Raw genomic sequence first — 12034 nt, forward strand, 5'->3', positions numbered from 1 at the left:
ACCTCGTATCTTTATCGTGGATCAAAGTACTTTCGTGCCGAATGACTGATCCATTGGACGATCATGAACAGCACCATGAAGGAAAATGCGATATAAATAATGACACCCGGTTCATAATTGCCGCCGGTGCCGCTGAACGTATTGAAATCCAGCGCCTGAAACAGTCTCCACGCCGCCCCTGGATAGTTGCGGTAATATTCCACCACGAGCAGGTTGGACAAGATGAAGACGAGCAGGCCCGGAAGATGGGTCAGGATGGTCGCGATGCCGTTGCGCAGCATATGTTTGTAGACAACCTTTCGGTCGCTAAGCCCTTTGGCTTTAGCCAGCAGTATGTACATCTTGCCCTCCTGTGCGAGCAGCGAGGCCGACGTGATCCGGGCTATGAAGAATATCGGGTAAATCGAGACGAGCAGCGAAGGCAGCACGAAGGCCTCCCAGCCGTCAACCGCAAAATAACGGATAGCCGGTACATGCTTAACGAGCACCCACTGGGCGATCAGCATCAGGAAAAAATCCGGAACGGATTGGAACAGCCATGTCGTCCAGTGTCCCAGCACGCTAAATTTGGTCTTGGACAATTTGTAGTCCAGGACTCCCTTCAGAATACCTAACACGAATCCTATCAATAAAGCAGATACAATAACGAGCAGGCTTTTGCCGACGGCTCCGAAAGCAGCTGCTTCCGAGGACTGGTCGATATACCGCGATTCTCCCAGCGTTCCGTTCTGAATGGCATTTGCAAAATAATCGCGAATATACGTAACATACTCACCCAGATCAAAGGAATAATTCGTCACCCACAAATTGCTGTCCAGCGAGAGATTCAAATCCCTTGGAACCAGGACAATGAGGACGATAAATATAAATGCGAGCAGGCCGGTTACCGTCGTTTTGAGCATTTGTGTTCTTAATCTCATAAAGTCCTCCCACACATAATTTCAACAGTACCCTCTTGTCTTATTTGCTTACATACTTATTCTACTACTACCATATATCTCCTGAATTCGTCCAGATGAAAGCATAAAATTTCACTCCTTATATTTCCGCATCATGTATTGCATTCCAGTTTTTGTCATAAATATAACATATAACTGCCGCTGCGGTTTCTATCAAATTGCAATCCATAACGAAAGAATATACTCTGATTGTATATACATCTCATTGGAGGAGGTTCTACGGCGATGTCCATCTATGAATATGAAGTAAAAACGATACGCGGCGAGTCCCAAACGCTTGAGTCTTATAAAGGCGACGTCATGCTCATTGTCAATACAGCAACCAAATGTGGCTTTGCCCCTCAATTCGACGGTCTGGAGAAGCTGCACCAAACCTACCGCGATCAAGGATTGGCCGTTCTCGGCTTCCCCAGCAGTCAGTTCATGAATCAAGAGCTGGAGGAGGACTCCGCGATCGAGGAAGCCTGCAAGCTCAATCATGGCGTCACCTTCCCCTTATTCTCCAAAATTGATGTGAACGGCACGAGTGCCCATCCGCTCTACAGGCATCTGACGAGTGAAGCGCCCGGCACACTCGGCATTAAAGCGATTAAATGGAACTTCACCAAGTTTCTTGTGGACCGCAGCGGCAAAGTGGTCAAGCGCTTTGCGCCAACGGATACTCCGGAGAAAATAGAAGCGGATATCAAGAAGCTGCTATAAATGCATGGAAACACCCATCCCCATATCCTTTGGAGCTGGCAGTTCGAATCAAACCGGAGACCCCGGCAAATGCAGGCAGCCGATTCGGATAAAAAAAGGGCCTGCCCGAGGTCTATCGACCTTGGGCAGGCCCTTTATGTTATGTGGTCCGGCATTCTTAATGCTTTCCCATTGCATCCTTTGTATGCTGGCTCCTCGGTCAACTCCCTATTCGGGAGAGCCGGGCTGTACGATCTTATACCGTGTGCGGCAGCTCGCGCACCCAGACGGCCATTTCATTCTCGCCGCGGTTGCCCCATAAATAGTACGGAATAGCCTTTAATGATGCGGGAAGCCTCTTTTTCGGAGAGGAACGATACAGTTCATCACCCCAATCATCAGATTCTTCAAGCCATCCCTCCCCTTCAATGACAACGGCTCCGCCAAGAAGATCCGGATCGAACCGGGAATGAAGCTTCGGATCGCCTGCGAGCGACAGCGAGGATACCGGCGCTCCATGATCTACGCTCTCCAAGCAGTATACGAGCGGCCCGCGCTGAATCGCGGCCTTGCCAGCATTCCCCCGTATGTTAGGATTGGCTCTTACTTGATGGATCTCCATGGAGAATGCCATTTCCACGGTGTCCCCCGGTGCCCACACTCTCTTCACGTAGGCATAGCCGTCTTGGGCAATATCCTCCACGGTCACCTCTTGCCCGTTCACCCGCATAACGGCTTTGCCGCGCGACCAGTCCGGGATGCGAAGAGCGACGGTCCACTCGACTGCCTGCTCAGGCTGAATCGTAAGCATAACATTCCCATCCCATGGCAGCGCGCTGGTCTGGGTTACCTTCACCGGCACGTTCTCGAACCGGACCTCGGCTTCGCCGCCGATGTACAGATGGGTATATAGCGTATCGTCATTCATCGTATACACGTATTCACCCAGCGACGCCAGCAGTCTCGCCACGTTCGGCGGGCAGCATGCGCAGGCGAACCAGCCCGGCCGAACCGGCTTCACATGGAACTTGCCCGGATTATGACGGCAGGCCGTAGGCCATACCTCAAGCGGATTTACATAGAAGAAATGACGCCCGTCCTGAGCCATGCTGCCAATGACCGTGTTGAACAGCGCGCGCTCCATCACGTCCGCATACTCCGATTTGGGTGACAACTGCAGCATGCGCTGGGCAAAAAAGATCAGCCCGATGGATGCGCAGGTCTCCGAGTATACGGTATCGTTCGGCAAGTCATAATCCGTGGTAAACGCCTCGCCGTGATGGGTGGAGCCGATCCCCCCGGTGATATACATCTGTTTACGGACCATGTTATGCCACAGGGTAACGCAAGCTTCAAGCAGTGCGGGGTCTTTCGTTCTGGCGGCTAAATCCGCCATCGCCGTATACATGTAAACGGCACGGACCGAATGCCCAACCGCCTCCTTCTGCTCCCGAACGGGCAGATGGCTCTGATGATAAGCCAAATGCGGTGCGTGCAATACCGAGCGATAGAAGGATTTCTTCCCGCGTTGTTCCCACTCTTGAAGGAAGAAGTGGGGTTCTGTCCCGCGCTCATCTATGAAATACTGACTCAGACTCAAATATCTCGGCTCTTGGGTTACCTCATACAATTTGACAAGTGCCAGCTCAATCTCCTGATGGCCGTCAAACCCATGAATTTTCCCATCCTCGGGTCCAAAGACGGTATCGATGTAATCCGCCAAGCGGCACACCACATCCAGCAGCTTTCGCTTGCCCGTCGCCCGGTAATGCGCAACTCCGGCTTCTATCATGTGGCCGGCGCAGTACAGCTCATGGCAATCCGTCAGATTGGTCCAGCGCTTCTCCGGCTCCTTCACCGTAAAATATGTATTGAGATAGCCATCCGGCTGCTGGGCAGCGGCCACAAGATCGATCAGTTCATCTACCTGCTCCTCCAGCTTCGGATCCGGATGAATGGCAAGCGAATAAGCCGCAGCCTCAAGCCATTTGGCGACATCGCTGTCCTGAAACACCATGCCGCCATATTCCCCCTCGTCCCTGCCGGCAGCAATTCGAAAATTGGACACGCCATAGCTCGGTTCCACGCCCGGAATTCGGTCATGGAGGGCTTCATATTGGTATGGGATCACCACTTCCCTTACCAGCTCTATGTAACGGGACCAGAAAGAATCCGTCAGTTTCACTTGCTTAAGGGGGACGGCAGCTGAACGTGAAGTAAGAGTTATCATCTTGGATATACACTCCTTTTGGGATTCGAATGATAAAGCCTCGACACTTCCCATTCTACGTTCTATGATAGGATGAAAACGATAACAAAAATGACCTAATTTCTTATACAATCTCACACTGCCTTGGAGGTGATACCGTGACAGAACGGAGCACTCTTTCCTTTCCTTCTCTGCCACTGCCCTTCTTCCTTGAATCAGGCAAAACACACTATATGCCGGGAGAGTTGCATCCCAACCGGAGAAATCTTGGCGTCTACGATCTCATCCTGGTGCAAAGCGGCTGCTTGTTCTTGGCGGAGGAGGAAACGCAGTGGACACTATGTGCGGGGGATATGGTCGTATTATTGCCGGATGCTTACCACTACGCGGTACAGGGGTGCCAGGAGGAGACCTCCTTCTATTGGCTGCATTTTCAGTCCGCGTCATCGAGCACTGCCGATCATGAGTCGATCTCACACAATATCAAGCTGCCAAGACAAGGTCCTATCCCTTATCCGGAGCAAGCCTATCAACTGTTCGATTCCCTGCACCTGCTGGCAACGGAACCGAGGTCCACGGCATTTTGGAGGGAACAAACGCTGTTTATCGAGCTGCTGGAGCTGCTGGACCCGTCGAGATCGGATCAGGAACAATCGCGGGTGCGTAAAATCGCGGAGCAGGTGGAGTCCTATATCAAAATGCATTACCGTGAGCCCATCAGCAACGCACGTTTATCATCCGACCTGCATTTCCACTACAATTACTTGACGCGCTGCATGAAAGAATCGCACGGCGTAACGCCAACGGAATATCTGCTGCAATACCGCCTGGACCAGGCGAAGCGGCTGCTGCTGACCACCCAGTGGTCCATGGCTCGAATTGCGGAACATGTGGGGTTTCAATATCCGCCCTATTTCTCCCGCCGCTTCTCCGCGCGTTTCGGCCTATCGCCGTTGCAATTCCGAAAGCAGTACACAGAGTAAGAAGTAGTATGGAGCCTCGGGATGCGTATTGCCATATTCTGCTGTTCAGATTAGCTGTTGGGATCCGCATGTCCTTATTCGGGGATCATCGAGCTGACGATGCGTTGTCCGCGCAAAAAAGAGACGGACCCTTCACGGGCCCGTCTCTAATGAATCGATTGCGTAATGTTACGCTTCATTCGGCAGATTAAGCTGCCATGATACGCCGAACTTGTCTGCGATCCAGCCGAATTTTTGGCTAAAACCATAGTTATCCAGCGGCATCATCGCACCTCCGCCATCAATTAATGCCCCATACATCTTATCGATCTCCGCTTCCGATTCGCAAGTCAGGTAGATGGAGAAGGAAGGCGTGAACGTGAAATCATGCTTCACATTGCTGTCGATACACATGAACGTTTGCCCCTTCAACGAAAAGGTGGCATGCATGACGCTTCCCTCGGTTCCCGGCTGATTAGGGCCATAACGGGTGATGCTGGTTATTTCGGAATCCTCAATAATGGAAATGTAATGGTTCATGGCTTCTTCGGCATTACCTTGGAACATTAAAAACGGGGTTGCACTCTTCATGGACAAAACACTCTCCCTTGTTCATCTGATTAGGATGGATAGTTCATCTTTCCTGTCTCAAGCAGCTGCTTCAATCCCTCAAACATATAACCCCATCCATGTTCGGTTTGGGTATGATATTCCGTGAGCGCCTTCTCGATATCCTCCGCGGTCCATTCTTCCTCGTGAGGAACAACGATCTCTTGCGTGAATGTCATCTCGCATCCCGCATCCACGGCTTTGAACTCGACCGTGATTTGGTCCACGGTTTCACTGAACTGGGGCATCCTGAAGGTAAGCACCAGCTTGTGAGGCCGATCTATTACAAGGTACTCCCCAATGGCCCGGTACTCCTTGCCTTCCCGAACGTCAACAATCTCCCAAGTTCCGCCCACGCGAGGATCATTACGGGCGATCTTATTGGTCGTTTCCAGCGTAAACAACCATTTGCGCATCATGTCGGGGTTTAACCAGGCATCAAATACTCGTTCCGGCGCTACCTCAAACAAGCGTTTCATGACCAGCGTGGTTGTAGAGGCATTCTCCAATGTAAATCATCCTTGTCGTATTAAAAGTGGTATTAGGTTCGACCTGTTTCCCTACGTTCTCATCGTTGTCCAGTATGTTCAGCCGTATTCCTGTTAATGTTCCTCCTTCTTCGCTTTGTTCAGCTCGCGTTCCAATGCATCAAATTGCCGGGTCCAGAATCGCTCGTAGAATTGCAGCCATTCCAGCGCCCTGCTCATGACGCCCGGATTGAGACGACAGGTATGTGTCCGCCCCTGAATGGATCGATCGAGAAGGCCAGAACGCTCCAGCACCTTGATATGCTTGGAGGCTGCCGCAAGCGACATGTCAAACGGCTCAGCCAGCTCGGATACGGTCATCTCTTGCGCCGCGATCATGCGCACCATCTCTCTTCGGGTCGGATCAGCCAATGCGTGGAAGATGTGATCCAGTTGTTCTTCGTTATTATGCTCAACCATATGGTTAACTATAATGGATGGAACTCACAAAGTCAACCATTCGGTTGAATATTTAGCAATAAAAAAAGCCAAACCCTCCTACTTAAAGGGCCTGGCCGCGATAATTCTTTAACTTAGTCCTGCTCCGATAACTCTTTACGCTCGCCGCAGCATGTTTTATCCGATAACCTCATCAAGCAGCCGCTCCAGCTCGCCATAACTCGCAACGGTATGCTGCGGTTGATGCTCCGATTCCGGTCCAACGCTCCGGTGATTGAACCAAACCACATGCCAGCCTGCAGCCAGTGCGCCAACCACATCATTGCGCCACGAATCGCCGATGTAATAGGAGCTCTCCGGCTCCGTGCCGGTCAGCCGGTTCACATGGTGGAATATCCGCGGATCAGGCTTGTCCCAGCCCACGGCTCCGGATACGAACAGCCGCTCCTCCGGTATAAGGTCACCCAGCTGCATAGCCGCGATTTTGTTCATCTGGTGTTCTGCCGGACCATTGGTGATCAAGCCAACGACATGCCCGGCATCCGTCAATTTCTTAAGAAGCTCCCGGGCGCCTTCAAACATCGTGATGTTATACTGCCGGTCCAGGTAGGTTTGCTGTACCGCCTCAGCCTCCTTGAGAGTCAGCTGTATGCCGAATTCGGCCAACGCGAATTGGAAACGGCGCCTGCGCATATCCTCAACCGCTTCCACATATGCCGCCGTGCCAGCCCCTCCGAGCTCTACAGACAGCTTGTCGCTGTAATAACGCATCCGGTGATAAGCGGCTTCATAAGGAAACGCACCATCAAGGCAGGCAACTTTCTGAACGGCATCGCGAAAAGGCGCCAGATGGTCATACAATGTATCATCCACATCGAAGAAGATTCCCTTCGGTGAAATTGGTGTCTTCATATGCATCCCTCTTCCTCGTTCGATCTCTCTATTGTACCCGCATCGGCACCACCCGGGTCAAGCCTATCTGTTAATAAGTTCCTTTCCTATGATATGATGGAATTAGAGCGGCAGGACACATCAGGTGGAGCATGCATCCTGAGTCGCAGCAGCCAAGACCTCCAATTGCAAGGCCCGATTTATGTACCCGGATAAGGAGATGAATAATGATGACCAAGGATATGACCGAAGTGTGGAGTAAGGATTTCGTTCCCGAGGGCAACCGTGCCAGCAACGTGGACCGTTTCACCGGCTTTGAGGATACCTATGATCAGCATCGCCCCGAAGCTCCCCAGGAGGTTGTCGCCCTGCTGACAGGATATTTGGAGCGCAAGCCCTCTCTCGTTGTCGACTTGGGATGCGGAACGGGACTATCCTCGTTTGCATGGAAAGACGCAGCGGACCAGATCATCGGCGTTGAGCCGAATGACGATATGCGGGGCAAGGCCATCGCCAAACTGCAGTCGCTGCAGGAAGAGGCTGACGGCAGCCACGGTGTGCAGCTTGCCGACATCAGGTTTGTCTCCGGCTATTCGAACCAATTGGCACTCCCGGATCAGTCCGTGGACATCATCACCTGTTCCCAATCCTTTCACTGGATGGACCCGGCCAGCACGTTGAAGGAGGTTTCCCGCGTTCTGCGTGAGGAAGGGATATTCGCGGTATATGATTGTGATTGGCCGCCGAGCCTGACCTGGAAGGTGGAGCAATCCTACCATGAACTAATTGAATGGGCAGAGGCCACCATCGACCGCCATGTGGAGGCACAGGAAAAGGCCTATAAAGGGAATAAGAACGAGCATCTGAAGCATATCCGGGAGAGCGGAGTGTTCCGGTTTTCCAAGGAGATCGTATTCCATCATATAGAGCCGTTCACCGCCGAACGATATACCGGCCTTGCCGTCAGTCAAGGCGGTATCCAGACCGTGTTCAAGCTAAAACAAACCGAATTGAACGATAAAATCGCACAGTTCCATGCGCTGGTCGAGGAGCACTTCCAAGGGCGGACACTTCCCGTTATGCTCAGCTACCGCATGCGGCTTGGCATTAAATAAAGCAAGGAGCATCAATAGGGATAATCCCATGGTCCTCGCGCATCCTGCGGGGGAGGATTGAAATATACGGGCGCGGCTAAGGGGTTTCGGGGTCACCCGAACCATCTCAGCGCGCCTTTTTCAACCTTCATCATTCTAATGTATGAAACGTCACCCCGGCTCGCGGTTACGAATCTCATCCGGGGCCACATGGGCAATGGCCTGCATCGTCTCGAATCGGCCGCTTGTGCCGACTTTGCCGGATAGCAGGGTACCGAGAATACCGCCAGCGAAACCAATCGGAATGGACACAATACCCGGATGCTTGAGCGGGAAAATCGCTTCCGCCCGGATCCAGCCGGCCCCGGGATCCATCACGTTAGGCCCCACGGCCATGAGCAGCAAGGAGGATACCAATCCGGCCGCAATGCTCGACATGGCCCCATACGTATTAAATCTCCGCCAAAATAGCGTGAACAGCAGCACCGGCAGATTAGCCGAGGCCGCAACCGCGAACGCAAACGAAACAAGAAATGCCACATTCAGCTTCTGCGCGCCGAGGGCGAGCACAATCGAAGCGGTGCCAACCCCGATGGCCGATAGCTTGGCCACTCTCATCTGCTGCGCCTCGGTCGCCCGTCCTCTGCGAAAAATGCTGCTATAGACGTCATGAGCAAATGCGGAGGATGCCGTCAGTACAAGCCCCGAGATCACGGCCAGTATGGTTGCGAAGGCAACAGCCGATACAAAGGCCATTAAGAATTCGCCACCCAATGCGCTTGCGAGCAGCGGCGCCGCCAGCTCAACCCGCTCCGACAAAACGGACCAATCGACGAAGGCAGCCGCCCCAAAACCAAGAAAAATGGTCATGGCATAAAAGATGCCGATCGTAAACGTTGCCGTTTTGACCGAAGAACGGACCGTACGCGGATCTTTTACCGTGTAGAAGCGGGCAATAATATGCGGAAGTCCCGCTGTCCCTAACACCAGCGCCATATTAAACGACAGCATGTCGAGCGGGTGGTCGAACATATTACCCGCCATCAGAAACTGCTCCTGCAATGGGGTCGCCCGCTTCATCGCTTCGAATAAGCCAAGCAGATCCCAATCGAATCTTGCCAGCACGATGAGACTCACGATAAAGGTGCTGCTGACCAGCAATATGGACTTGACGATCTGCACCCAGGAAGTCGCGAGCATGCCGCCGAATGTGACGTAGACGGTCATTAAGCCTCCGACCAGCACGATGGCGAGCGACGTTTCCAGCCCGAACAGCAAATGGACGAGCCACCCGGCACCGACCAGCTGGGCAATCATGTAGAAGACCGTAATCATCATGTTGTTGACGGCAATACATCCGCGCAGCCGTTTCTCGCTGAACCGGACCGCCACCGCATCCGCCATCGTATACCTGCCCAGGTTATGAAGCGGCTCGGCTATGATGTACTGCACGATCACATAAGAGGCAAGAAAGCCGATCGAATAGAAAAAGCCGTCGAAGCCGTACACCGCAATGGAGCCCGCGATGCCCAGGAAGGACGCCGCGCTCATATAGTCACCGGAAATGGCCAGGCCGTTTTGCAGCCCGCTCAGACGATTGCCCGCTGCATAAAAATCATTTGTGCTCGTTGTCCGCCTAGCGGCATAATACGTAATCATTAACGTGCCGACCACAATCGCCAGAAAAAAAACGATGCCGGATATGTTCATTTGCATGCCTCCTTCCACTTGAGCCTGAAAGTCATGTTATTTCTTTATTTTACGATAAAATGACAAAAAAAGGGCGATCCGCAGTGCTGCCAAGCAGCTGGATACCCTTTTTGGTCAAAGAATTGAAGCCGGATTACGCGCCCGTATTGGCCTTGACCAGCACTTCGGCATACTTCGCTTCATCCTTGGAAGAGGATAACAGCGTGCCGATATAAGCTGCCAGAAAGCCAAGCGGAATAGAGATGATGCCCGGGTTGCTCATCGGGAAGATCGGATCGCCAATCAAAATTGCTTTTCCGGCCGGATCCCATATATTCGGACTTAGCGCCACAAGAATCACCGTGCTGATCAACCCTGTCAGCATCCCGGTAACCGCGCCTGTCGTATTAAACCTCTTCCAGAACACCGTGAACAGGATGACCGGTAAATTCGCGCTGGCCGCAACAGCGAAAGCGAGCGAGACAAGGAATGCCACGTTCATCTTCTGGGCGAACAACGCGAGCAGAATGGAGACAATGGATACGCCAATCGATGCGTACCGTGCCATCTTCAGCTGCTCCTTCTCCGACGATTCGCCGCGGCGCACGATTTGGCCGTAGAAATCATGGGCGAAGGCCGATGCGGCGGACAGCACAAGGCCCGTCACCACCGCGAGGATTGTCGCGAACGCAACCGCCGAGATGAGCGCGAACAGGAAATCGCCGCCAATCGCCTTGGCCAGGAGCGGGGCAGCCATGTTGCCCGCTTTATCGACCTCGGTAATATCCGCTGCGCCTACAAAGGCGGCAGCCCCGAAACCGAGAAAGATCGTCATGACATAGAAGATGCCGATAATCCAGGTAGCGTATACCACGGAGCTGCGTGCCGTCTTGGCGTCCTTAACGGTAAAGAAACGGGTCAAAATATGCGGCAGCCCTGCCGTGCCGAGTACGAGCGCAAGGTTGAGCGACAGCGTCTCCAGCGGGATTTTGTATTTATTCCCCGGGTTCAGGAATGCCTCCTGCAGCGGCGTGGCCGTTTTCATATGATGGAACATCTGGGTCAGGCTGAAATCGAATTTGGCGAATACGATCAGCGAGATGATGAACGTGCCGGCCATGAGCAGCACGGCTTTCGAGATTTGAACCCAGCTCGTGGCATGCATGCCGCCAAAGACAACATAGATCGTCATGAGCACGCCGACAATCAGAACGGACGTGACATAGTCCAGTCCCAGCAAAAGCTTAATCAGTGCGCCTGCCCCCACCAGCTGCGCGATCATGTAGAAGATGGAGATGGAAATCGTATTGAGTGCTGCCACGCCGCGCACTTTCTTGTCGGAGAAACGAGCGGCAATCATATCCGCCACCGTATACTTTCCGAGGTTCCGAAGCGGCTCGGCGACAAGGTACAGCACCACCAGGTAAGCTACAAGGAAACCGATGCTATAAAAGAATCCGTCAAAGCCGACTAACGCGATCGAGCCTGCGATGCCAAGGAAGGAGGCAGCAGACATATAGTCGCCGGCAATGGCTGTCCCATTCTGCCAGCCCTTGAGCCCTCCGCCTGCCGTATAGAAATCGCTCGTGTTGGTTGTTTTCTTGGCAGCGTAATACGTTATGATCAGCGTGAGCAATACAATTCCGCAAAACAACGCGATAGCCATAGTCGATTACGCCCCCATATCCTTTTTAATATCGTCTACCATACGGTCAAACTGGGCCGCCTTGCGGGAGTACAGGATGCACAAGACCCATGTCATGACAAACTGCGCGAATGCAAATACCCATGCCCACGAGATCGTGCCGATCGCAGGGTGGTTCAACACGTCGGTGTACGAAGTGAGAATCGGCAGCGCAAAGTAAAACAGAAGAAAAAAGATGGTCATCGGAATAATGAACCGTTTCTTGCGGGAGAGCAGCGTTTTGAATTTTTCAGAATGCCATACTTCGGTATAGCTTTTTTCTTCCATTGCCTTTCCCTCCATTAACGACAGGATTCTGTGGCGTCTCCC

At 52.7% G+C, this 12034-nt stretch carries 12 protein-coding genes; 3 read left to right on the forward strand and 9 right to left on the reverse strand.

Annotated features, from left to right (window positions below):
- Nucleotides 1-11: 11 nt before the first annotated feature.
- Nucleotides 12-920: an ABC transporter permease subunit gene (locus tag ACQKPA_RS14305; RefSeq protein ID WP_427493215.1), complete on the reverse strand. Its 909-nt coding sequence runs from the start codon at nt 918-920 to the stop codon at nt 12-14.
- Between the two features lie 264 nt (nt 921-1184).
- Between ACQKPA_RS14305 and ACQKPA_RS14310 the strand changes: the two genes are divergently transcribed.
- Entirely contained in the window at nt 1185-1661 is a 477-nt protein-coding gene (locus ACQKPA_RS14310; protein WP_427493217.1) for a glutathione peroxidase, read from the forward strand.
- A gap of 235 nt (nt 1662-1896) precedes the next feature.
- On the opposite strand, the gene ACQKPA_RS14315 is transcribed toward ACQKPA_RS14310, so the two are convergent.
- On the reverse strand, nt 1897-3870 hold the full coding sequence (locus ACQKPA_RS14315; RefSeq protein WP_427493219.1) for a glycoside hydrolase family 127 protein: 1974 nt from the start codon (nt 3868-3870) through the stop codon (nt 1897-1899).
- A 137-nt stretch (nt 3871-4007) separates the two neighbouring features.
- On the opposite strand from ACQKPA_RS14315, the gene ACQKPA_RS14320 reads away from it, so the two are divergent.
- Nucleotides 4008-4832 carry a helix-turn-helix transcriptional regulator gene (locus ACQKPA_RS14320; RefSeq protein ID WP_427493221.1) on the forward strand — a complete coding sequence of 275 codons (825 nt, stop codon included), beginning with the start codon at nt 4008-4010 and terminating at the stop codon, nt 4830-4832.
- A gap of 168 nt (nt 4833-5000) precedes the next feature.
- On the opposite strand, the gene ACQKPA_RS14325 is transcribed toward ACQKPA_RS14320, so the two are convergent.
- The 4 genes from ACQKPA_RS14325 to ACQKPA_RS14340 all read right to left on the reverse strand — a co-directional run bounded on the left by ACQKPA_RS14325 (nt 5001) and on the right by ACQKPA_RS14340 (nt 7264).
- A complete protein-coding gene (locus tag ACQKPA_RS14325) occupies nt 5001-5402 on the reverse strand; it encodes a VOC family protein (RefSeq protein ID WP_427493223.1) in 402 nt (133 codons plus the stop codon).
- 29 nt (nt 5403-5431) lie between these two features.
- Complete coding sequence (locus ACQKPA_RS14330) at nt 5432-5929, reverse strand: SRPBCC family protein (protein WP_427493225.1); 498 nt, start codon at nt 5927-5929, stop codon at nt 5432-5434.
- A gap of 93 nt (nt 5930-6022) precedes the next feature.
- Nucleotides 6023-6367 (reverse strand): ArsR/SmtB family transcription factor, encoded by a 345-nt coding sequence (locus ACQKPA_RS14335; protein ID WP_260064750.1) that lies wholly within the window; start codon nt 6365-6367, stop codon nt 6023-6025.
- Nucleotides 6368-6523: 156 nt separating this feature from the next.
- Nucleotides 6524-7264 carry an HAD family hydrolase gene (locus ACQKPA_RS14340; RefSeq protein ID WP_427493231.1) on the reverse strand — a complete coding sequence of 247 codons (741 nt, stop codon included), beginning with the start codon at nt 7262-7264 and terminating at the stop codon, nt 6524-6526.
- Nucleotides 7265-7467: 203 nt separating this feature from the next.
- On the opposite strand from ACQKPA_RS14340, the gene ACQKPA_RS14345 reads away from it, so the two are divergent.
- Nucleotides 7468-8352 (forward strand): class I SAM-dependent methyltransferase, encoded by an 885-nt coding sequence (locus tag ACQKPA_RS14345; protein WP_427493566.1) that lies wholly within the window; start codon nt 7468-7470, stop codon nt 8350-8352.
- Between the two features lie 150 nt (nt 8353-8502).
- Here the strand turns inward: ACQKPA_RS14345 and ACQKPA_RS14350 are convergent, their stop codons facing one another.
- The 3 genes from ACQKPA_RS14350 to ACQKPA_RS14360 form a co-directional block, all read right to left on the reverse strand.
- The gene (locus ACQKPA_RS14350; RefSeq protein ID WP_427493233.1) at nt 8503-10041 is read right to left on the reverse strand and encodes a solute symporter family protein; all 1539 of its coding nucleotides are present in this window, start codon (nt 10039-10041) and stop codon (nt 8503-8505) included.
- A 133-nt stretch (nt 10042-10174) separates the two neighbouring features.
- Nucleotides 10175-11686: a solute symporter family protein gene (locus tag ACQKPA_RS14355; RefSeq protein WP_071218739.1), complete on the reverse strand. Its 1512-nt coding sequence runs from the start codon at nt 11684-11686 to the stop codon at nt 10175-10177.
- A gap of 6 nt (nt 11687-11692) precedes the next feature.
- A complete protein-coding gene (locus ACQKPA_RS14360) occupies nt 11693-11992 on the reverse strand; it encodes a DUF485 domain-containing protein (RefSeq protein WP_427493235.1) in 300 nt (99 codons plus the stop codon).
- Between the last annotated feature and the right edge of the window lie 42 nt (nt 11993-12034).

Source organism: Paenibacillus sp. NPDC093718, assembly GCF_050279985.1.
GTDB lineage: Bacteria > Bacillota > Bacilli > Paenibacillales > Paenibacillaceae > Paenibacillus_AQ.

What these genes read in the sequence shown, in the direction of transcription:
- ACQKPA_RS14305 (WP_427493215.1), bottom strand. Translation starts at nt 920, where the DNA reads ATGAGATTAAGAACACAAATGCTCAAAACGACGGTAACCGGCCTGCTC.
- ACQKPA_RS14310 (WP_427493217.1), top strand. Translation starts at nt 1,185, where the DNA reads ATGTCCATCTATGAATATGAAGTAAAAACGATACGCGGCGAGTCCCAA.
- ACQKPA_RS14315 (WP_427493219.1), bottom strand. Translation starts at nt 3,870, where the DNA reads ATGATAACTCTTACTTCACGTTCAGCTGCCGTCCCCCTTAAGCAAGTG.
- ACQKPA_RS14325 (WP_427493223.1), bottom strand. Translation starts at nt 5,402, where the DNA reads ATGAAGAGTGCAACCCCGTTTTTAATGTTCCAAGGTAATGCCGAAGAA.
- ACQKPA_RS14335 (WP_260064750.1), bottom strand. Translation starts at nt 6,367, where the DNA reads ATGGTTGAGCATAATAACGAAGAACAACTGGATCACATCTTCCACGCA.
- ACQKPA_RS14340 (WP_427493231.1), bottom strand. Translation starts at nt 7,264, where the DNA reads ATGCATATGAAGACACCAATTTCACCGAAGGGAATCTTCTTCGATGTG.
- ACQKPA_RS14345 (WP_427493566.1), top strand. Translation starts at nt 7,468, where the DNA reads ATGACCAAGGATATGACCGAAGTGTGGAGTAAGGATTTCGTTCCCGAG.
- ACQKPA_RS14350 (WP_427493233.1), bottom strand. Translation starts at nt 10,041, where the DNA reads ATGAACATATCCGGCATCGTTTTTTTTCTGGCGATTGTGGTCGGCACG.
- ACQKPA_RS14355 (WP_071218739.1), bottom strand. Translation starts at nt 11,686, where the DNA reads ATGGCTATCGCGTTGTTTTGCGGAATTGTATTGCTCACGCTGATCATA.
- ACQKPA_RS14360 (WP_427493235.1), bottom strand. Translation starts at nt 11,992, where the DNA reads ATGGAAGAAAAAAGCTATACCGAAGTATGGCATTCTGAAAAATTCAAA.